Consider the following 21,501-nt stretch of genomic DNA (forward strand, 5'->3'; position numbering starts at 1 on the left):
TGGCGCTGGTCACGCCCAGGCGATTGAGTTCGCGCATGAACTGGCGGGTCGAGTTGACCTGGTATTCCAGCGGCAGCTTCGGCCCCTTGGCCAGGGTGGCGTAGAGGATCATCGCGTTGGGGCGGGCGATCAGCATGCCGGTGGGGTTGCCGTTGGCGTCGCGCTGAATCTCCCCGCCCGGCGGGTTGGGGGTGTTCTTGTCGTAGCCCACGGCGCGCAGTGCGGCGCGATTGAGCAGCGCACGGTCGTACAGATGGAGGATGAATACCGGCGTATCCGGCGCCGCGCGGTTGATCTCTTCCAGGGTCGGCATGCGTTTTTCGGCGAACTGGAACTCGGTCCAGCCACCGACCACACGCACCCACTGCGGCGTCGGGGTACGGTCGGCCTGGGCCTTGAGCATGCGCAGCGCTTCGGCCACGGACGGCACGCCTTCCCAGCGCAGCTCCAGGTTGTAGTTCAGCCCGCCGCGGATCAGGTGCAGGTGCGAGTCGTTGAGGCCCGGGATCACCGTGCGTTTTTGCAGATCGACGATCTTGGTCGCGTCACCGCGCATGGCCATGGCCTCGGCGTCGCTGCCAACGGCGACGAAGCGGCCGTCCTTGATGGCAACGGCGCTGGCATGTGGCTTTTCGGGATCGACCGTGTGCAGACGACCGTTGAACAGGATGAGATCGGCGCTCATGGAGCCTCCTTGGGAGCGGATGGAAGAGGTACTGGCGAAAGCGGAAAAAGGCAAGGCAGAGTACACGGCCGCGGCGGCGCCCAATACGCCACCGGCAGCCAAGATGCGCCGGCGCTTTTCATCATATGAATCGGTGCTCATCGAAGTGGCTCCTGGCCGTGAGGCCTCAGCCAGGCGGCAAATGCCCGCGTGGCCATGGGCATGAACAGATACACCACGAGCAGGACGATGCTCAGGGTGATCAACACCTTGCTCAGCAGTGGGCCTGCAAGCCCTGGAAGCATAGTGAATACCGGCTGCCATAGCGCCGGCACCAGCAGGCCCAGCGGCATGATCACCAGGAAGGTGACGATCGCCTGCTTCCAGCGCGGCGGTGGCTGCACGGCGTCACGCGGCACGAACCAGAAATCCTTGCCCAGCAACACCTCGGTGTCGTCGCCAGCGCGCAACAGCGGCTGCACGTCGGCGACCAGTTGCTTGCGCGCCTCGGAGTCGAGCCAGCCCTGCATGTGCTGCAGCTGGTCAAAACGCAAAACGCAGGTGAAGTGCACCAGGCCACCCTGGCGCTCGCGCGCGACGTCGACACCCAGGTGGCCAGCGCAAGCGCCGGCGATGTCGATGATCTGGCGCAGCCAGGTTTCGTAACGTTGCTCGTGTTGCTGCTGCACCTGGTGACGCACCACCAGCGTGACGGTATCGGCTTGCATCGGGTTCATTTCGGCTGTCTCCGCATCTGCTGCGAGTTGGGGCCAGCCTCCGCCATGCAGAGGCTGGCATCGGCTCAGATAGGTGCGGCGACAGGGGCCAGGGTCGGGCCGTGCTGCACGCGCTCGGGCGCCTTGTGAACCATGGTGTAGGCGTAGTCGACGCCCATGCCGTAGGCACCGGAATGTTCCTTGACCAGGTTCATGACGGCATCGTAGGTATCGCGGTTCTTCCAGTCGCGCTGCCATTCCAGCAACACCTGCTGCCAGGTCACCGGCACCACGCCGGCCTGGATCATGCGCTGCATGGCGTAGTCGTGCGCCGCCTGGGTGGTGCCGCCGGAAGCGTCGGCGACCATGTAGATCTCGTAGCCCGCGTCGTGCATGGCGGAGAGGGCGAAGGTGGTGTTGCATACCTCGGTCCACAGGCCGGAGACGATGATCTTGTTGCGGCCGTTCTTCTTCAGCGCGTCACGCACTTTCTGGTCGTCCCAGGAGTTCATCGAGGTGCGCTCGAGGATCGGTGCATCGGGGAATACGGCGAGCAGCTCGGGGTAGGTGTGGCCGGAGAAGCTTTCGGTCTCGACCGTGGTGATGACGGTCGGCACGTTGAAAATCTTCGCCGCCTTGGCCAGGCCAACGGTGTTGTTCTTCAGGGTCTGGCGATCGATGCTCTGCACACCGAAGGCCATCTGCGGCTGCTGATCAATGAAGATCAGCTGGCTGTTGAAGGGAGTGAGGACTTCGGTTTTGACGTTGCTCATGGCGGTTACCTGTCTGTTGAACTGATTGTTGTTGGGCACATATCCGGGTGCTCGTCTTTGCCCCGTTAGCGTCGTTGACTCGCTGGTCACGACCGGAACAGGTGCTCAAGTTAGCGGATCGACAGGCGTTTCGTTTGTGCATTTTTGCGCCTCCATGAGTGCAAAAATGCACCTTTGCAATTGACCGGGCGGTGCTAGCATTTTCCTCCCGACCACTCGGGAAGCCGCGAAATAGGCGGTCCTTACACTCAAGGAGAAGGCAATGGCAGCTTCACGTCCGTACAACGAAAACACCGCCTACTGGGGCGTTCCATGGGAAGACGCTTACGGCTATCCGCAGGCAAGGAAGGTGGGTAACGAAATCTTCGTCTCAGGCCAGTTCAACCACGACGAAAAAGGCAATCTGGTCGCGCCGGCGCCGCTGGATAACGAAGGCCGACCCAGCGATTTCTCGACCATGGGCGACCAGATGCGCAGCGCCTACGACAACATCGCCAAGCTGCTGGCGCTCTATGGCGCGACGCTCGAAGACGTCGTCGAAGAGACGCTGTTCGTCCTCGACATGGATGCGGCATTCGCCGTGGTTGGCAAGGTGCGCAAGGCGGCCTATGGCACCGAGCGGCCACAATGCGCCAGCAACATCATCGGCGTATCCCGGCTGGCGCAGCGGCCGCAACTGATCGAGATCGCCTGCCGGGCGGTGATCGGTGCACGCGCCAACTAAGTCCCGCTCCCGGTTTCGTCCAACGCAACCGGGAGAGCCCGCTGCCCTTCGATCAGCGCCTTCTGCTCGGCCACGGCAGCGGCGCAGAACGCCATGAACGCCTTGACCCGCCAAGACTTGCGAATGTCCTGGTGGGTGAGCAGCCACAGCTCATCATGGAGCTCGGGCACCACCGGCCCGACGCGCACCAGCCCGGGCGTGATATCGCCCAGCATGCAGGGCAGAAAGCCGAAACCCAGCCCGGCGGCAATGGCGGCGCTTGCCGCCGCGACCGAGTCGGTGCGGTAGGCAATGCACTCGGCCGCCACTCGGCATTCCAGATAACTGGCCGCTCTAAGACCGGACAAGGCGCCGGAATACGACACCCAGGCGTGGCCGTCGAACGGGTCGGTGCCCGACACTTTTCCAGCGCGCCCGTACGACGCCCAGGCAATGATCGCCAGCTTGCGCCCGACCAGGCTTTCCCCCGGTTTTCTCGTAGCGCGCACGGCGATGTCCGATTCGTCCCGGGCCAGGCTCAGGGTCTGGTTGCCCACCAGCACCTCGACCGCGATGCCTTCGTTGACGACCTTGAAGTCGGCGATGATGGGAGTGAGGAAGTGCAGCAGCAACGAGTCGCTGGTGGTGATGCGCAGCTTGCCCTGTGGCCCCTGCCCCGCTCGCGACACACGCCGCGTGACGCTGACGATATCCAGTTCGACTCGCTCGCCGAGGGCGCGCAACTCTTCGCCCTCGGCCGTGAGCCTGTAGCCGGAGCGGCGATGGTCGAACATCGCCACACCGAGCGTCTTCTCCACCTGCGCCAGGCGGCGCGACACGGTCGAGACGTTGATGCCGAGCTTCTTCGCCGTGGCGGCGCGATTGCCGCACTCGCTCAGCGTCTTGATGATGCGCAGATCGTCCCAGGAAAGCTGGCTTACCGCTTCGCCCGCATCCCATTTGCCAGCAGGTACGCTCGGGCTCGATGAAGCACTTCTAGATGACGAACTCACGCCAGGGCATCCCAAATACGGTGTGCGCCCATCATACGAAAAGGCTATCGGCGAACCAAGGCAGCCCCGTCATCCGGGCCAACGCTGGACTTTCAGCGCAGCTTCTCAAGCATCTGGTAGTACCACATGCCGGCCGCCAGCATCGGGTTGCCGAGCTGATCGCCCAGCGGCACCTTGATGTGCTTGCAGGCGGCGAAGGTGTCGTACTGCTCCAGGTCGCCGGTGATGGCCTTGGCCATGATCTCGCCCATGATGTGGCTGGTGGCGATGCCGTGGCCGGAGTAGCCCTGGCAGTACCAGACGTTGGACGAGAGCTTGCCCAGCTGCGGGATGCGGTTCATCACGATGCCCATGGCGCAACTCCACTGGAAGTCGATCGGCACCCCCTTGAGCTGCGGGAAAGTGCGCTCGATGCACGGCCGCAGTTCACCGGCGATGTCTCGCGAATCACGCCCGGAATAGTTGGCACCACCGCCGAACAGCAGACGGCCGTCTGCGGTCAGGCGGTAATAATCGAGCACGAAGCGACAGTCGTATACGGCCAGGTCCTGCGGGTTGATCTCGCGGGCCAGCTCGCCCAGCGGCGCAGTGGTGACGATGCCGCCCATGGCCGGGAAGATCAGGCCCTTGAGTTTGCGCCGCTCCAGCTTGTGGTAGACGTCGCCGGCCAGCAGCACCTGCTTGGCCTCGATCCGCCCGCCCGTGGTAACCACCGCGGGACGCGCGCCGTGAACGATCTCCAGTACTTCGGAATGCTCGAAGATCAGTGCGCCCAGGCTTTCAGCGGCCCTGGCCTCGCCGAGACACAGGTTGAGCGGGTGCAGGTGCATGTTGCGGGTGTTCTTGATCGCCCCGCAGTACAGCGCGCTGCCCAGTTGAGCACGCACGCCGGCGCCCTCGAGCAGCGTGACATCGCTCTCCATGCCACGGCGCAGCGCTTCATCGTAGGTCGCCTTGAGCTCGTCCATATGGCTGGGTTTCATCGCCGCATGCAGGTGACCGTGCTTGAGGTCGCAGTCGATGCCGTACTTGGCCACGCGGCTCTTGATGATCTCGTGGCCGCGCCAGCGCAGGTGCCAGATGAAGTCGTCCACCTCCTCGCCCAGCGTGTTGCGCATCTGCTTGCGCATGGCCTCGTCGCCGGAGAGGCTGCCGGTGACCTGGCCGCCGTTGCGCCCGCTGGCACCCCAGCCGACCTTGTTGGTTTCCACCACGGCGACCTTGAGGCCGCGCTCGGCCAGCTCCACCGCCGTGGCGATGCCGGTGAAGCCGCCACCGATGATGGCCACGTCGACGGTTACGCTGCCCTGCAGCGTCGGGTAGTCGCTCTCGAAATTGAGCGACGCCGCGTAGTAGGACGGCGCGCGTTCGGCAGCGGGTTTGACGGGTTGCTCGATCATGTTCATTGCATGTCCTTGGGGTGCGCATGCACCGATGAATCTGGGATCGCGGCTGAAGCCGCTCCTACCATGCTTGACCCGTAGGAACGGCTGGGGGCACTCCGCTTCAGCCGCGATGCTGTTCAGAATCCGTATTCGCGGACAAGTCCGCTCCCTCAAGCCCCTGCTGCGCCCTGTGGGAGCGGCCTTGGCCGCGAAGCTGTTATCCCTCGACTCAGGCGTTGCTCAGGTACCAGCGCCAGTCCTGCTCGCCGACCTCGCCCATGAACTGGCGATACTCGGCACGCTTGACCGCGAGGAAGACCTTGAGAAATGGCTCACCGAAAGCCTCCCGCGCCCACTCGGAATGCTCCAGCGCGTGGATCGCGGCCGACCATTGGGTGGGCAGATGTTCCGTGGCCTGGGCATAACCGTTGCCCTCGATCGGCGCACCGGGATCGAGCTGTTCGCGAATGCCACGATGAATCCCGGCCAGAATCGCCGCGGCGGCAAGATAGGGATTGGCATCGGCGCCACAGATGCGGTGTTCGATGTGCCGGGTATTGGCCGGGCCACCGGGCACACGCAGGCTGACGGTGCGGTTGTCCACACCCCAGGTGGGCGCCAGCGGCGCATAACTGTTGGCCTGAAAGCGTCGGTAGGAATTGGCGTTGGGGCAGAACAGCAGCAGCGAGTCGAGCAGGCTGGCGAGCATGCCACCGATGGTCTGGCGCAGCAGCGGCGTGCCAGCTGGGTCGTCACTGGCAAACAGGTTGGCACCCGCCGCGTCGGCCAAGCTCACGTGCATGTGCATGCCGGTGCCGGCGATCTCGGCGAACGGTTTGGCCATGAAGCAGGCCTGCATGCCATGGGCATGAGCCACGCCTTTGACCAGGCGCTTGTAGCGCACCGCCTGGTCCATGGCCGCCAGCGCCGGGCCATGCTCCAGGGTGATCTCTACCTGGCCGGGGGCGTATTCGGAAATTGCCGTGCGCGCGGGAATCCCTTGCGCCTTGCAGGCAGCATAGAGATCACGCAGGAAGGGCTCGATTTGCTCCAGCTCGCGCAAACCATAAACCTGGGTCTGTCGTGGGCGGCCGCCATCGGCGTCCAGCGCCGGCTGCGGGCGCCCCTGGGCATCGCGCTTCTGGTCGAGCAGGTAGAACTCCAGTTCGCAGGCCATCACCGGGTGGTAGCCGTCGGCCTCCAGCTGCTCGATCACCCGCACCAGCAGCTGCCGCGGATCGGCGGGCGTGGCCGGCAGGCCTTCGGTGGGGTGCATCGACACCTGCACGGCGGCGGTGGGCATCTGCCGCCAGGGCAGGCGCACCAGGCTGCCGGGCAATGGATAGGCGCGGCAGTCGATATCGCCGACCTCCCAGACCAGGCCGGTATCCTCGACATCCTCACCCTGGATGGACAGGCCGAGCATGGTGCTCGGCAGCGGCCGGCCGCTCTGGTACAGCGCCAGCAGTTCCTCGCGGTGCAGCAGCTTGCCGCGCGGCACACCGTTGGCATCGAGGATAAACAACTCGATCAATTCGATATCGGGATTGCTGGCCAGGAATTCCTGGGCCTCCTGCACAGCAGCGAAAGTCGTCATATCGCACTCGCTTGCGCCAGTTGGGCGCTCGGTGTCCGCACGGCCCGTTCGACTCTCGAACAGGTGGCGCAGGCAGACAAATAGGCATCAGCGGCTGCGGACATGGCGCAGCCATCGGTGTCAGCGGGTGGGGACGGCGTCCGGCGGGCGCGCGTGGCGACAATGCCACAGCGCCCAGAAGGCGAGGATGATCGTCAGCAGCGGGTTGAGCCGCTCCAACAGGCGCCGCCGCGCAGGCGCGCGGTACAGCGGAACATGGACTTGGCAGGCCAGGGAGATCATGGCTTGGCAGCGTCGCACAGGGTTTGACGTGCGTTAAATCGGGTTTTTCATACGCTTGGTTATGCGCTGGCTAAACAATCCTGCCCATGCAAACCAAATCGGCCCGCAGGGTGCGCCGTGTGCGCACCATTAATCACACGACAGACAGCGCATCCTACGGCTCCGGCCGATAGCCCAGACGCAAACCACCCCAATGCCGCCCACGCACCATGATCGGCACCGACAGGTCGTGCATCAGCTCGCCGGTATCGCGCATGTAGGTCTGCAGCAATAGCGCCTGTGTGTGGCTGCCGCAACGGATGCCGGTGCGGTCGTTGAACAGGCGCTTGCCACGGCTGCGGGTGGCATCCAGCGCCGGGTCGCCGCTGGGCGGGTGGTTGAATGCGGCGTTATGGGTCGGCACGTAGCCTTCCGGCGTAGTGGAAATGGCGAATACCAGCCCTTCGTGGCGCTTGAGCAGAGGCTCCTGCAGCGCCGGCAGTACCTGATCGGCGTACTGGTCGAAGCGCGTACGGTATTTCTGCGGCTGGGTACCTGCGATGGGTTGGTAGTGGCGGTCGAACAGGTCGTCGAGGCTGATGCGACCACCCTGCAGGTCCTGCTCGAACTGTGCGGCGATGGCTGCCGCGCCTTCGCGGGCCAGGTCATAGGCGCGCTGGTGATAGTCGTCCAGGCCCACTTCGGCGAGCTGTTCGCTGACCGTCTCGGCCTGCCCGACCAGGTGATCGGCGGCAGCGGCCAGTTGCCGCGTCTGCCCCTCGCTGCCCTGCACGTCATCCTGCAGCTGCAGCGCGGCCGCCGACAGGCTGGCCAGGCGCTGGTGATTGTCGGCAGTGCCGGCGCTGATCTGCGCCACTTGCTGTTCGACCTCCTCGGCTTGATCGGCAATGCCGTGCAGGCGGCTGCCGGCCGTCTCGATCTGCTGCGCGGCCTGTTCCAGCTCGACGCTCTGGCGCTGAATATGAGCGACCACCGCCGTGCTCTGCTGGCGGATGTCGGCGATCATCTGGCTGACTTCCTCGGTGGCACTGGCGGTGCGCGCGGCGAGGTTGCGCACCTCGTCGGCGACCACGGCAAAACCACGGCCCATCTCACCGGCGCGCGCGGCCTCGATGGCGGCGTTGAGCGCCAGCAGGTTGGTCTGGCTGGCGATGGACTGGATCACCTGGGTGACCTGCTCGATCTGTTCGGTACGGCTGCCCAGGCCGTCGATCAGCTCGCGGCTGGCCAGGGTCTGCGCGCTAAGCTGCTGCATGCGCTCGATAGCCTGGTTGAGCTCGGCCTGGCCGCTGGCACTGGCTTCACGCACATGCTGCGCGGCAGCCAGGGTGTGCTCGGCACGGGCGGCGCTGTCCTGCTCGGTATGGGTAATGGCCTCAGACGCCTGACTGACCTGCTGCACCGCCGCCAGTTGCGACTGCAGGCGCTCGGCCAGGTGCTTGACGGCATGGGCCACCCTGGCCGCGGACAACGCGTTGTGGCAGGTATGCCGCGACAGGCCGCGGCTGAGTTCGACGAAATCGGTAGCGACAGCCTGTTTCGCGGCGGGAGCGGCATCGTCACGGCGCTGCCAGGGACCGAGCCACGGCCACAGCGCCAGCAACAGGAAGGACGGCACGCTGACGTAGGCCGGCAGTTGCACCTGCTGGTAGACCAGCATCAGCGCGGCCAGCCCCAGGGCGTGAAGAAGACAGGCAACGGGTGAACGGACAAAGGCAGCTTGCATGACCGACCTCAGAGTTCTTGTTCTGGTGCGCGAAGAGGCGCTGTAGGCGGACGGGGTCACGACGGGTTCCCTCCTGGAATATCCCACGCAACCTGGGCAGCAGGCTACGTGTACGACAGGCCCGGCGAAAAATCAGCGTATGCAGGCCGGGCACCATGACCGCGATTCGAGCAGCTTGGAAGCACCAGCACCATAAAACTTTGGTAGCACCCTGCCATGAATTTGGACGGTCAGCACTCTTGGCGGGCCGTTTCGTAAGAGCGCCATCCACTGTATCGACGCCTGACCGCGTGGCATTAGCGAGCGGCCGAAAACAACTCTACCTCGGCCTCGACAGCCGGCTATCCGACCATGCGATGGCGTTTCACGAAACGCCGGTCCAGCCAGTCCTTGCAATGTCCGTACAACCGCCCGCCAGCACTCCAGTCATGCCAGCCGAGCAGCGCCCCGCCGTCGCCAGTGGCGAGCAGCGCCAGGCTCTGCCATTGCGCACGGTACTGACGCAGCGGGCGATCCTCTAGCGCGGCCTGAAGGTTGGCAGCCAGTACCGGCGCCTGACGCACCGCAAAACGCCCGCTGCGGCGCATGCCGTCAAGGCTGGCGCTGTCGCCGACGGCGAAGATCTGGGCATGGGATTCGCTCTGCAGGGTCGGGCGAATGGCGATGAAGCCCGCTGCATCGCTGGCCAGCTGGCTGGCGGTCAGCCATGGCCAGGGTCGTGCGCCACTGGCCAGCAGCAGGCGCCGCCCGCGCCATACCGGCTCGTCGCCGCTGAGCAGCCAGTCATCCTCGATGCGCCCGATCGGACAATGCTCGCGCACCTGTACGCCACGCTGACGCAGATGGCCCAGTGCACGCAGGCGCAACCCCGGCGACAAACCATCGAGCAAGGTGCCGCCACAGAACAGCGCCAGCGCCGGCACCTGGTCGGCCAACGCCAGGGCCAGTTCCACACCGCCGGCACCGCCACCGAGAATGGCCATGCGCCGTGGCTCGGCCTGCCATTGCTGCCAGCCTTCGAGCAGCTTGTCGATGGGCCTGGCGGCCAGCACCTGCATGGCATCGCCCTGCTGCGGCGGAATGGCCATGCCGGCACCGACGTTGAGCGACAACCACTCGCTGTGCAGGCGGCGTCCGTCTTCGAGTTGCAGGATCCGCGCATCGGCATCGAATGAGGCGATCTCGCCCTCGATCAGATCGACCTTGGCCGCGCGGCACAACGGCTGCAATTCCACGCGGCAGTCCGCCGCGCTGAAGCGGCCGCTAATCAGCCCCGGCAACATGCCGGCGTACCAGGCCTCAGGGCCAAGGCTGAGCAGGGCGATGCGCCCCGGCGGGCGCTCCACCAGCGCCCAGCGGCGCAACACACCAAGATGGGCATGGCCAGCCCCGGCCAGGATCAGGTCGTACTGACTCATGCGTCGTTGCATCCATCGCGGTACTGGCTCGGCGTCTGACCGGTCCAGCGTTTGAAGGCGCGGCCAAAGCTGCTGCTGTCGCTGAAGCCGAGCAGGTAGGCGATTTCACTGATCGAGCAGCGCGGGTCGCGCATATGCCGCAGGGCCAGGGCGTGGCGCGTCTCGCCGAGCAGCGCTTCGTAGCTGGTGCCCTCCTCGGCCAGGTGACGCTGCAGGCTGCGCAGACTCAGGTGCAGGGTCTGGGCGATGCGCTCGGCGGAGGGCTCGCCATCGGGCAATTGCGCCTCCAGGCAGCGGCGCACTCGTTCGCTGCAACTGGCCGCCTGCAATTGCTCCAGATTGCGCCGCAGTACCGTCTCGTTGTGCTCGGCCAGTTCAGGGTTGCCGTCATCCAGGCGCTGCTCGAATGCCGCACGGGGAAAACGCAGCAGGCTCTCGTCGGCATCGAACTGCAGCGGCGCACGAAACACCGCCTGCCAGGGCGTCAGGTCCGCCGGCCGCGGGCGTTGCAGCTGCACCAGCAGGGGTGAGAACTCCCGGTTCAGGCGGTTGCGACAGCTGCGCACGTAGATCGCGGCGAAGGCGTCCAGCGCTTCGGGCGCCGGTGCCGGGCTGCCTGGTGGTACGCGGAAGCGAAACTCGTAGACATCGCCCACCTCGCACAGCTCCAGCTGCAGCGCATCGCTGACCACCCGGTGGTAACGGACGATGCGCTCGAACATCTCACGCAGGCTGCTGCTGGCGATCAGCGCATAGCCCAGGGCATGGAAGGTGGTCGGGCTGACGTACTGCGAGGTCTTCAGGCCCAGCGCCGGGTCACCGCTGGCGGCCACTGCCAGTTGCCACAGGCGCGTGGTCAGCGATAGCGGGCAGCGTGCGTTGGGGTCGTCGAGCAGCGCCGGGTCGAGCCCTGCCTCGCGACACAGGGCAGCGCTATCGAGCCCGAGGGCATCGAGCTGCTTGCGCAGGGCGCGGGTCCAGCTGGCCAGGGTGGTGGGTTCGGCGGTCATGCAGATTGGCGTATCCGGTAGGCAGGTTGGCGTGCACGGTCGGGCGCTCTGACGACCGTCACGGCACAGTGAAGTCACAACCCGATAACAAGAGGATGTCGGCATGTCCCCTTCTCCCGCAAGCCTTAATGACCAGCAACGCGCCGCTTATATCCGTGAACAGGTGATGGCCCACGGCAACGCCCTGCGCCAGCGCTACCCGATCCTGCAGCATCAGGACGCGCTCGGCGCCGGCATCCTGGCCTTCGCCCTGCTTGGCATGATCGGCTCGGCAGCCTTGTACATCAGTGGCCATCTGGCCTGGTGGGCGTGCCTGCTGCTTAACGCCTTCTTCGCCTCGCTGACCCACGAGCTGGAGCACGACCTGATCCACTCGATGTATTTTCGCAAGCGGCCGCGGCCGCACAACCTGATGCTGGCGCTGGTCTGGCTGGCGCGGCCGAGCACCATCAATCCGTGGGTACGCCGTCATCTGCATCTGAACCATCACAAGGTGTCCGGCAGCGAAGCCGACATGGAGGAGCGCGCCATCACCAACGGCGAGCCCTGGGGCATCGCGCGCCTGCTGATGGTCGGCGACAACATGATGAGCTCGTTCATCCGCTGGCTGCGGGCGAAGAATCCCGCGCACCGCAGGCTGATTCTTACCCGCACGCTGAAGGTCTACGCGCCGCTGGGGCTGCTGAACTGGGCGACCTGGTACCTGTTCCTCGGTTTTCATCTGCTGGACTGGGCCAGCGCCGCGCTTGGCGCCCCGATCGTCTGGTCGGCCACTACGCTGAACGTGATGGCAGTGGTGAACATCGCCGTGGTGGTACTGGTTGGCCCCAACGTACTGCGCACCTTCTGCCTGCACTTCGTCAGCTCCAACATGCACTACTACGGCGACGTCGAGCCGGGCAACGTGATCCAGCAGACCCAGGTGCTCAACCCCTGGTGGCTTTGGCCGCTGCAGGCCTTCTGCTTCAACTTCGGCAGCAGCCATGCGATCCACCATTTCGTGGTCAAGGAGCCGTTCTATATCCGCCAACTGACCGTGCCCTTCGCCCATCGGGTGATGCGCAAGATGGGCGTGCGTTTCAACGACTTTGGCACCTTCGCCCGGGCCAATCGCTGGACACGCCAGCAGAAGGCGACCGAGGAGCGCACGCAGGCAGCCTGATCCCTGGGGGGCGACCATCGGTCATGCGATACCGGCCGATGAGACCCGCTGCGCAATCATCGCGCCAGTAGTCGGCTAGAATCCGCCAGCGCCCTACCGCTCCGCTGACAGTACAGCGTCCATCGGCCATCGGCGCCCTCGTAGTAGCCATGAGGCGCCCAGGATGCTTCGACCGCTTCGCGCATTGATCTTGCTGCTCTGCCTGGCCGGTGCCGTGCCGGCCTGGGCAGGCAGCGGGCTGCCGCTAATGAAGCTCAGCGCTGACGACCTGGCCAGGCCGGTGAGCATCGAGCACAGCCTGCTGCTGGAAGATCCCAGCGGCCAGTTGAGCGCCAGCGAAGTCCTGCAGCGCATCGAGACGGAAGGTCGGCAGATTCAGGGCAGCGCGCGCATCGGCTATACGCGCAGCGCCTGGTGGCTCGCCGTGCAACTGCAGGCTCCAGCGGCCGAGCGTCTGCAACTGATCATCGGCCAGGCCTTCCTCGATGATCTGGAGGTCTGGCTGTTCGACGGTGAGCAGTCACTCGGCCCGCTGTACAGCGGGGCACGGCGTGCCTTCGCCGAACGTGGCGAGCCCTATCCACAGTTCCTGCTCAATCTACCCCGCCTGACCGATGGCCCGCACAGCTTGCTGCTGCGCGTGCAGAGCCATTCGGCGATCAACCTGCCGCTGCAACTGGTCGGTGCGCAGCAGGGCCAGCGGTTGATCGCCTACAGCTGGCTGCAGAGCGGCCTGCTGATCGGCGTACTGATAGCCCTGGCGCTGTTCTATCTGGTCAAGTACAGCACCCTGCGCGAAGCGCAACTGGCCTATTTCAGCCTCACCTCGCTGTGCGTGGCGCTGTACAACGCCAGTCTGTACAACCTGGCCGGGCTGCTCTGGCCGCAGTGGCCGCATCTGCCCAAATTACTGGTCAACCTGCCCACCGCGGGCATGATGATCTTCAGCTCGCTATTCATCGCCAGCGCGCTCGGTTTGCGACTGGGTCGCCTGCGCTGGCTGCGCGACGCCCTGTTCGCCGCTACGCTGCTGGTCAGCGTGGGCAGCTTGCTGGTCGAGCATCCCTATGCCTACCAAACGCTGAACCTGCTGATCCTGGCCACCGGCCTCTATCAGTTGCTGCTGATGGGGCTCGGCATCGCCCAGCGCCGCCCCTATGCGCCCGGTTACCTGCTGTGCTGGAGTGCCGCGCTGGCGCTGATGCTGCTGGTACCGCTGAGTCGCGCCGGGTTGATTGCGCTGCCCACCGGATTCTATGCGCTGTACGCTTACCTGCCGGCGTTGAGCATGCTGCTGTTCGGTGCCCTGCTCGACAAGCAGCTGGAGCGCGTGCGCCGCGTGCTGCTGAGCAGCCAGGCGCAGGCCATCGACAACCTGGAACAGTATCAGGCGCTGTTTCGCAACAGTGGTGAGGGCATATTCCGCTGTCAGCGCGACGGCCGACTGCTGGAGGCCAACCCGAGCCTGGCGCGTCTGCTCGGCGCTGCAAACCTGCCGGACGATATCGACCAGCTCTCCCTGCAGCGTCTGCTGGGTGAAGCGCAGTGGCGTTCACTGCTGCGCCAGCTCGACGAGCAGGCCGGCATGGTCAGTTGCGAGTGTGAACTCTACGACCTCAAGCAGCGCCCGCTATGGGTCTACCTGTCACTGCATCTGCGCGTTCAGCGAGACTGCATCGAGGGCATCGTGGTCGATCTCAGTGAGCGTCGTGTTCTGGAAGAACGTCTGCAACGCCTGGCGGCCCACGACGCCCTGACCGGCCTGCTCAACCGCCGCGAGCTGGAGCGGCTGCTGGCGGAAACCCTTGGCGGCACCGCCAAACGGCGCTTCAGCCATCTCTTGCTGCTGGGGCTGGATCGCTTCAAGCAGGTCAACGACCTGTTCGGTCACTCGGCGGGCGATCAATTGCTACGCCAGCTGGCCGGCCAGCTGCAGCACCAGCTGCCGCGCCATGCCGAGCTGGCGCGCGTCGGCGGAGACGAGTTCGCCGTGTTATTGCGCGAGGTCGATGACGGCGCCGCACTGGACCAGGCCGAACAGCTACGGCGAGCTGTCGAACAGTTCGTCTTCACCTGGCAGGGACGGCCATTTCGCCTGCACGTCAGCATTGGCATGCTGGCCTTGAGCTCTGGCGTACGCGACTGGGAAACCGCGCTGAACTGGGCCAGCAGCGCCAGCCAGCTGGCCAAGCATCAAGGACGCAACCGCGTGCAGCAGTTCAACCCGGCCGATGGCGCGCTGCTCGAACATCAGCGCCAGCTGCAGTGGATCACCCGCCTGCGCGAGGCCACCGAGCGCGGTCATTTCGAGCTGTTCTTCCAACCGGTACAGGCGCTGCAGAGCACCGTGGCCGGCCTGCATTACGAAGTGCTGCTGCGTTACCGTGACCCACACAGTGGCGAGTGGATCAGCCCGGCGCAGTTTCTCGACGCGGCGGCGCGCTACGACTTTCTCGGCGCCATCGACCGCTGGGTGATCCAGCACCTGTGCGCCTGGCTGGCTGCCAATCCGCACCATCTGGCGCAGCTGGGCCAGGTCAACGTCAACCTAAGTGCCAGCTCACTGCTCGATTGCGACTTCCACCAGTTGCTGGAACAGGAACTGGCCCGTCATGGCCTGTCGCCTGGCAAGATGTGCATCGAGGTCACGGAAATGGTCGCTCTGGGCGAGCTGGGCGTATCGGCACAGTGGATCGAGAAATTGCGCGGCAAAGGCCTCAAGGTCGCGCTGGACGATTTCGGCAGCGGCTTTGCCTCCTACGCCTACTTGCGTCACCTGCCGCTGGATATTCTGAAGATCGACGGCAGCTTCATCAGCGGCATCGAGCACGACCCGATCAACCAGGCCATGGTCGGCTCGATGCGCCAGATCGCGGCGCAGCTCGGTCTGGTCACAGTCGCCGAGTTCGTCGAAACCCAGGCCAGCCTGGACTGCCTGCGCCGCCTGGGTATCGACTACGCCCAGGGCTATTTCGTCGGTCACCCGCAGCCCCTGCGCCAGCTCGCCGACGACGCCCGCCGCCACGGTACTCAGCAAGCCTGATAGAGCTCGGCCGGCAGGCGCCGTTGCGGCGAGCAGAACGTCCACACAATAAGCCGCAGCGCTTGTGCGCCCCAGGGCGAATGACGAACGAAGGCTGCCCGCCCCATCATCCCCAATCAGCAAAGCTCATTTCTGCGGCAACCGCACAGCCCAGTCGCGCTCCTGGAAGACATAACGAATTGCGCGAAAAATGGCGCAAATACCGAGGGCATAAAAAAACCCGCCATAAAGGCGGGCTTCTTCGACAGGTAGCCGATCAATTACTTGATCTTGGCTTCCTTGTACATCACGTGCTTACGTACGACCGGATCGAATTTCTTGATTTCGATTTTGTCGGGGGTGGTGCGCTTGTTCTTGTCGGTGGTGTAGAAGTGGCCGGTACCGGCGCTGGACACCAAACGGATCAGTTCACGCATGACTCTCTCCTTAAACCTTTTCGCCGCGAGCGCGCAGCTCAGCCAGCACTACGTCGATGCCACGCTTGTCGATGACGCGCATGCCCTTGGCAGAAACGCGCAGACGCACGAAGCGCTTCTCGGACTCGACCCAGAAGCGATGGTGCTGCAGGTTCGGCAGGAAACGACGACGGGTTTTGTTGTTTGCGTGGGAAATGTTGTTCCCGGTTACCGGACCCTTACCGGTAACTTGACAGACTCTCGACATGCCTCAGCCCTCTAAAACCACATGCCCAACCCGGCATGGGTTGGCCGCTTAAACTCAATGTCATTGGCGCTCAGCGCCGCGTTTCTCGAGGGTCTTACCGGGCGCACTGAATAGCGCAAGAACCGGGCCCCTAGAAAAGAGCGCTGCTTTATACCAGAAAGCCCCGGGAGCAACAAGGGAAACCGCAGGATAAAACTCAAAGCTCCGCACGCAGACCGGCCGGAAGCAGGGCCTTTGCGGCCTGCTCAGCATTCGACCGCTCGTCGCCTCGATCAGGTGCGGCGCCCGGCAAATCGGCCAGGGTCGCACGCTTGGCCTGCCGGCTTTGTCATCGGCCACAGTCGGCACCTGCTGAACAGCCTCGAGGCCCAGGTCGAACCGACCTGAGCTACATCCACCCCAGCTCGGCCATCGACAGCGGCTCGCCATCGCCGACGATGAAATGATCCAGCACGCGCACCTCGACCAACGCCAAAGCGTCCTTGAGGCGCTGGGTCAGCACGCGGTCGGCCTGACTGGGCTCGGAAACCCCGGATGGATGATTGTGGGTAAGGATGACCGCCGCGGCGTTGTTGGCCAGCGAACGCTTGACCACCTGCCTGGGATACACGCTGGCGCTGTCGATGCTGCCGCGAAACAGCACCTCGAAGGCCAGCACACGGTGCTTCGCATCGAGAAACAGGCAGCCGAACACCTCATGCGGTTCGTGACGCAACTGCGCCTTGAGATAGTCGCGCACGGCCTGCGGACTCTCCAGCGCCGAATCGCGGCGCAACCGCTCGGCCAGATGCCGCCGCGACATTTCCAGCACGGCCTGCAATTGTGCGTACTTGGCCGGCCCCAGACCCAGGTGTTGGCTGAAGCCAGCCAGGTCGGCTTCCAGCAGCGCCCTCAGGCTGCCGAACTCGCTCAGCAGATGGCGCGCCAGGTCCACCGCACTTCTGCCGGTCACCCCGGTACGCAGGAAGATCGCCAGCAGCTCGGCGTCGGTCAGCGACGCCGCGCCCTGCTCCAGCAATTTCTCCCGCGGGCGCTCTGCCGCGGGCCAGTCGCGAATGCTCATATACACCTCCCTATTGAGCCAGGCGCCCGCTGTTCCGCTGCGGGCGCTGTGCTATCGTAGCCCATCTTGTGCGACACGTTGACCGTGTCGTGCTTGGTTTGGTTAATGCGCCTAGGCACCTTAATCCCTTGCTATCAGGGGGTTTTAAGCCCGAAAAAGCATTCAACAAACCGGCTCAGCCTGGTTAATCCACACCCTGGAAACGCTTCGTTTTGGCGGGGATGGATAACAAAAGCTGTATCTGTTCAAACCCTAAAATGGGTCAATGAGCGGTTACAGAAACAGGACAGTAACGTTCAGCTATCACCGAATTGTTACTAAAAATGTCTGACCCGAGGGTGAATTTGCCCTCCGGGCAGAACTCATCCTCGCAAGTCTGGCAGTGAGCCAATTCACCGTCGTGAGACGTTGGGGGGGATGTTGAACCAAGCACGGAGCGAAAAGCTCCGAATCGCATTGCTCAACTTCGCTTGCATAGGAAGTACCGAGCCTGGCATGTACCTGCCAGTTCATTAGATCGGCATGCGTCAGGGGCCAACCCTGGGGTGTGAAGCCCGATTAACAATGTCTCGCTCTTATGAGGGTGTTATCCGGTGACGGAGAACGCTATACGTCCGAATTGCACGGACGTAACGAGGCTAATGACCCAACCCGCATGGCTAACGCATGTGAATCGTCGCCTGAACCTTCGTAACTACGGATAGGCCTACGGCAATTATTGGCCTTAGCCAAAATCGGCATAGTAGTCGGACAGCGCAGTGGGATGATGCGCTGCGGTACCAATACGACTACCGGGGGAAAGACGAAGCCTAAACGGGGAATAGATGCGACTCGGGGAACGTGGCAATCCCGACCACTCGCCTGCCCAGCAACATCGGGCAGGCAGGCAAACCGCAAAGGGCGCTGATGGGTGTGGGGAATGGGAGGATGCAAGAAGCGAACGGTCGCCTGTAACGGGTGGCATACCGGTTGGAACATTACCGGCAGGGGATAACTCTGGCTGACGTGCATCTGGTCTACGAGCGCAAAAACAGCCGCTGATTCCAGCGATAACCAAAAACGACCCTATGGGCGAACTACTGCCCATAGGGGAGTAGTCCGTCCTGAGTGTCGTTCATCTCGGGAGGACTGTATGAAAACGCAACCAGCAACACCGGAAGCGTCTGCGTCCTCAGGCGGAGGGGCGAACTGGCACGATCTCGATTGGGCCAAAGTTCAACAATCCGTTCGGAGAACGCAGCTGAAGATTGCGCAGGCAACACGGGAAGGTAACTGGCGCAGGGTTAAACGCCTGCAACGGATGCTGACTCGCTCGTTTTACGGTCGCTGCTTGGCTGTAAGGCGAGTCACGGAGAACCGGGGTCGCAAGACTCCGGGCGTCGATGGAGAAACCTGGGGTACGCCCCTAGCCAAGTTCCATGCCGTGAAACGTCTGTCGAAACAACGAGGCTATCGGCCCAAACCGCTACGGCGGGTCTGGATACCGAAGCCCGGCAAGCAGGAGAAGCGCCCACTGGGTATCCCGACGATGTTGGATCGGGCCATGCAAGCGCTGTATCTGCAAGCGTTGGAGCCTGTAATAGAAAGCACCAGCGATCCGAAAAGTTATGGCTTCCGGCCTGACCGATCGACCGCTGATGCCATGGTTGAACTTTTCCACCTGCTGGCGCCCGAAGTGGCACCGGTCTGGGTTCTGGAGGGGGACATCAAGGGCTTCTTCGACAACATCAACCACGAATGGCTGTGTCGGAATGTCCCGATGGACACGAAGGTACTGCGCAAGTGGTTAAAAGCCGGGGTTATCGACCGGCGACAACTCATGGCAACGGAAGCCGGGACGCCGCAGGGTGGAATTATTTCGCCCTGTCTGGCCAATGCCACTCTGAACGGTCTGGAAACTCAGCTGAAACGTCATCTGGCGAAGAAGCTAGGCATCAAGAAGGCCGAGAAGACCAAGGTGCAGTGTGTACGGTATGCGGACGACTTCGTGATCCTGGCGGCTTCGAAAGAGCTGCTGGAGGAAGAGGTCAAGCCCTGGGTAGAGCAATTCCTGTCAGTACGAGGGGTTGAGTTATCTCGGGAGAAAACGCGCATCACGCACATTCACCAGGGATTCGATTTCTTGGGGTGGAATTTCAGGAAGTACGTGCCGAAGTCACCACGCAGGAAGGCCAAGCTGCTGATCAAGCCCTCGAAGAAGAACGCCTCGGCGTTGTATCGGAAGGTGCGCGAGATCATCAAAAGTAGCGGGGCTATGACGCAGGAAGCGTTGATCGGCCAACTGAACCCGGTACTGAAGGGGTGGGCGCAATATCACTCCCCGGTCGTGGCAAAGGAAACCTTCAGCAAGCTGGATCACCTGATCTTTTGGCGAATCTGGAGGTGGGTGAAGCGTAGGCATCCGAGGAAGTCAGCTGACTGGATCAGGAATAAATACTTCCGATCCATAGGCGGGCAGAGCTGGGTGTTCGCGTACCCCTACAAGAATGGTAAGGGAGAAAAGCAGTACCGCCGGCTATACCTGTTGGCGGGAACCGCAATCGTGCGCCACAAACGTCTTCCGGGGGACTACAACCCCTACGACGCGGAACACGAACTGAAGTGGGAGGCACTGAGAGTCCAGCGAATGCAGCACAAGCTGCGTTATCGAGGACAAATTCTCAGCCTCTTCCGCAGACAGCGGGGTGTTTGCGCCTCGTGTGGGCAAGCGGTGAGCAAGGAAACCGGATGGCATGACCATCACGTCATAAGACGTGTGGACGGCGGTTCGGACAATCTGCAAAACCGCGTATTGCTTCATCCAAACTGCCACGCGCGGCTTCATAGCCAGCAAAAAGATACACCTCTACGGTTTAGCGGTTTATAGCTGTAGAATCCGACGCACCTCCGTACGTTGCCGGCCAAGCTACTTGGTTTCACGTAGGCTTGAGCCGTATGCGGTGAAAGCCGCACGTACGGTTCTTAGGGGGGGATGGGCCAGCAATGGCCTATCCCTACCCGACTTTACACGGGGCCGGCCTGGGGAGGCGTTGGCCACGTGGCGCACATCCACCGGTATATAAAAGGCAAGCCTATGCAGCGGCTGTATCGCAAACGCATCATCGTCGGCGTGGGGGGCGGTATTGCTGCCTACAAGAGCGCCGAGCTGGTTCGCCGGCTGAAGGATCAGGGCGCCGAAGTCCGCGTGGTGATGACCCAGGGCGGACGAGAATTCATCACCCCGCTGACCCTGCAGGCGCTGTCCGGCCACCCCGTTCATCTCGACCTGCTCGATCCGGCCGCCGAAGCGGCGATGGGCCATATCGAGCTGGCGCGCTGGGCCGACCTGATTCTCATCGCACCGGCCACCGCCGACCTGATCGCACGTCTGGCTCAGGGCATCGCCAACGACCTGCTGACCACCCTGGTGCTGGCCACGGACGCGCCGATCGCCCTGGCGCCGGCGATGAACCAGGCGATGTGGCGCGACGAGGCCACCCAGGCCAATCTCGATCTGTTGCAGCAGCGCGGCATGCGCCTGTTCGGTCCGGCCTCCGGCAGCCAGGCCTGCGGCGACGTCGGCCTCGGCCGCATGCTCGAACCCAATGACCTGGCCAACCTGGCCGCCGACTGCTTCCAGCGTCAGGCGCTCGAAGGCCTGCACGTTCTCATCACCGCCGGCCCGACCCAGGAAAACATCGACCCGGTGCGCTACATCACCAATCACAGCTCCGGGAAGATGGGTTTTGCCCTGGCCGAAGCCGCTGCCGAGGCCGGCGCCAAGGTCACCCTGGTCAGTGGCCCGGTGCACCTGCCGACGCCGGATCGGGTCAGTCGCATCGACGTGGTCAGCGCCCGCGACATGCTCGCCGCCTGCGAAGCGGCGATGCCCTGCGACGTGCTGATCGCCGCTGCCGCCGTGGCCGACTACCGCCCGGAAGTGGTCGCGCAGCACAAATTGAAGAAAGACCCCACCAGCGGCGAAGGGATGCTCCTGCAAATGGTGCGTAACCCGGATATCCTCGCCACCATCGCCGGCCGTGAGGATCGCCCCTTCAGCGTGGGCTTTGCTGCCGAGACCGAGAACCTGCTCGAATACGCCTCGCGCAAGCTGCGCGACAAAAATCTCGACCTGATCGTCGCCAATGATGTGGCCAACCCCAGCATCGGCTTCAATAGTGAAGAGAACGCCATCACCGTGATCGACCGCGGGCTGCAGCAATTCAGCTTCGCCCAGACCAGCAAGGGCAAGATCGCCCGCCAGTTGATCACCCTTATCGCCGAACGACTGAACAAGAACTGAC

General features: G+C 63.7%; 18 protein-coding genes. 5 read left to right on the plus strand and 13 right to left on the minus strand.

From position 1 onward, the window contains the following. From P3C50_RS23055 to P3C50_RS23065, 3 genes are all read right to left on the minus strand, one after another. The coding region (locus P3C50_RS23055; protein WP_275547752.1) for an amidohydrolase at positions 1 to 685 on the minus strand (685 nt) is incomplete at its 3' end. 137 nt (positions 686 to 822) lie between these two features. After that, positions 823 to 1,401 (minus strand): antibiotic biosynthesis monooxygenase, encoded by a 579-nt coding sequence (locus P3C50_RS23060; RefSeq protein ID WP_275547753.1) that lies wholly within the window; start codon positions 1,399 to 1,401, stop codon positions 823 to 825. Between the two features lie 65 nt (positions 1,402 to 1,466). After that, positions 1,467 to 2,153, minus strand: a complete 687-nt coding sequence (locus tag P3C50_RS23065) for a hydrolase (protein ID WP_197858577.1) — start codon at positions 2,151 to 2,153, stop codon at positions 1,467 to 1,469. 262 nt (positions 2,154 to 2,415) lie between these two features. Between P3C50_RS23065 and P3C50_RS23070 the strand changes: the two genes are divergently transcribed. After that, positions 2,416 to 2,877 (plus strand): RidA family protein, encoded by a 462-nt coding sequence (locus P3C50_RS23070; protein ID WP_197858576.1) that lies wholly within the window; start codon positions 2,416 to 2,418, stop codon positions 2,875 to 2,877. On the opposite strand, the gene P3C50_RS23075 is transcribed toward P3C50_RS23070, so the two are convergent. The 7 genes from P3C50_RS23075 to P3C50_RS23105 all read right to left on the minus strand — a co-directional run bounded on the left by P3C50_RS23075 (position 2,874) and on the right by P3C50_RS23105 (position 11,287). After that, positions 2,874 to 3,869: a LysR family transcriptional regulator gene (locus tag P3C50_RS23075; protein WP_275547754.1), complete on the minus strand. Its 996-nt coding sequence runs from the start codon at positions 3,867 to 3,869 to the stop codon at positions 2,874 to 2,876. The two genes, P3C50_RS23070 and P3C50_RS23075, sit on opposite strands and share 4 nt — an antisense overlap. Positions 3,870 to 3,961: 92 nt before the next feature. Continuing rightward, a complete protein-coding gene (locus P3C50_RS23080; protein ID WP_275547788.1) occupies positions 3,962 to 5,269 on the minus strand; it encodes an NAD(P)/FAD-dependent oxidoreductase in 1,308 nt (435 codons plus the stop codon). A gap of 214 nt (positions 5,270 to 5,483) precedes the next feature. Further along, positions 5,484 to 6,851: a glutamine synthetase family protein gene (locus tag P3C50_RS23085; RefSeq protein WP_275547755.1), complete on the minus strand. Its 1,368-nt coding sequence runs from the start codon at positions 6,849 to 6,851 to the stop codon at positions 5,484 to 5,486. 120 nt (positions 6,852 to 6,971) lie between these two features. Next, a complete protein-coding gene (locus P3C50_RS23090; protein WP_275547756.1) occupies positions 6,972 to 7,133 on the minus strand; it encodes a hypothetical protein in 162 nt (53 codons plus the stop codon). 154 nt (positions 7,134 to 7,287) lie between these two features. Next, on the minus strand, positions 7,288 to 8,859 hold the full coding sequence (locus P3C50_RS23095) for a methyl-accepting chemotaxis protein (RefSeq protein ID WP_275547757.1): 1,572 nt from the start codon (positions 8,857 to 8,859) through the stop codon (positions 7,288 to 7,290). A gap of 341 nt (positions 8,860 to 9,200) precedes the next feature. Further along, positions 9,201 to 10,277 carry an FAD-dependent oxidoreductase gene (locus tag P3C50_RS23100; protein ID WP_197858571.1) on the minus strand — a complete coding sequence of 359 codons (1,077 nt, stop codon included), beginning with the start codon at positions 10,275 to 10,277 and terminating at the stop codon, positions 9,201 to 9,203. Beyond that, a complete protein-coding gene (locus tag P3C50_RS23105; RefSeq protein WP_275547758.1) occupies positions 10,274 to 11,287 on the minus strand; it encodes an AraC family transcriptional regulator in 1,014 nt (337 codons plus the stop codon). Before P3C50_RS23105 ends, P3C50_RS23100 begins: the two co-directional genes overlap by 4 nt. A gap of 103 nt (positions 11,288 to 11,390) precedes the next feature. Here P3C50_RS23105 and P3C50_RS23110 point away from each other — a divergent pair, with 103 nt between their 5' ends. Both P3C50_RS23110 and P3C50_RS23115 read left to right on the plus strand, forming a co-directional pair. After that, complete coding sequence (locus P3C50_RS23110) at positions 11,391 to 12,449, plus strand: fatty acid desaturase (RefSeq protein ID WP_275547759.1); 1,059 nt, start codon at positions 11,391 to 11,393, stop codon at positions 12,447 to 12,449. Between the two features lie 163 nt (positions 12,450 to 12,612). After that, positions 12,613 to 15,492 carry an EAL domain-containing protein gene (locus P3C50_RS23115; protein WP_275547760.1) on the plus strand — a complete coding sequence of 960 codons (2,880 nt, stop codon included), beginning with the start codon at positions 12,613 to 12,615 and terminating at the stop codon, positions 15,490 to 15,492. Positions 15,493 to 15,752: 260 nt separating this feature from the next. On the opposite strand, the gene rpmG is transcribed toward P3C50_RS23115, so the two are convergent. The 3 genes from rpmG to radC all read right to left on the minus strand — a co-directional run bounded on the left by rpmG (position 15,753) and on the right by radC (position 17,218). Then, positions 15,753 to 15,908, minus strand: a complete 156-nt coding sequence (gene rpmG, locus P3C50_RS23120; RefSeq protein ID WP_003464575.1) for a 50S ribosomal protein L33 — start codon at positions 15,906 to 15,908, stop codon at positions 15,753 to 15,755. 10 nt (positions 15,909 to 15,918) lie between these two features. Next, positions 15,919 to 16,155 (minus strand): 50S ribosomal protein L28, encoded by a 237-nt coding sequence (gene rpmB, locus P3C50_RS23125; protein WP_003242523.1) that lies wholly within the window; start codon positions 16,153 to 16,155, stop codon positions 15,919 to 15,921. 388 nt (positions 16,156 to 16,543) lie between these two features. Beyond that, on the minus strand, positions 16,544 to 17,218 hold the full coding sequence (gene radC, locus P3C50_RS23130) for a RadC family protein (RefSeq protein WP_197858567.1): 675 nt from the start codon (positions 17,216 to 17,218) through the stop codon (positions 16,544 to 16,546). A 1,132-nt stretch (positions 17,219 to 18,350) separates the two neighbouring features. On the opposite strand from radC, the gene ltrA reads away from it, so the two are divergent. Beyond that, positions 18,351 to 20,084 carry a group II intron reverse transcriptase/maturase gene (gene ltrA / locus P3C50_RS23135; RefSeq protein ID WP_275547761.1) on the plus strand — a complete coding sequence of 578 codons (1,734 nt, stop codon included), beginning with the start codon at positions 18,351 to 18,353 and terminating at the stop codon, positions 20,082 to 20,084. A 207-nt stretch (positions 20,085 to 20,291) separates the two neighbouring features. Continuing rightward, positions 20,292 to 21,500 (plus strand): bifunctional phosphopantothenoylcysteine decarboxylase/phosphopantothenate--cysteine ligase CoaBC, encoded by a 1,209-nt coding sequence (coaBC, locus tag P3C50_RS23140; RefSeq protein WP_275547762.1) that lies wholly within the window; start codon positions 20,292 to 20,294, stop codon positions 21,498 to 21,500. Position 21,501: the final 1 nt, after the last annotated feature.

The sequence above is a fragment of the Pseudomonas sp. Marseille-Q0931 genome (assembly GCF_940789645.1).
Classification (GTDB): Bacteria; Pseudomonadota; Gammaproteobacteria; order Pseudomonadales; family Pseudomonadaceae; genus Aquipseudomonas.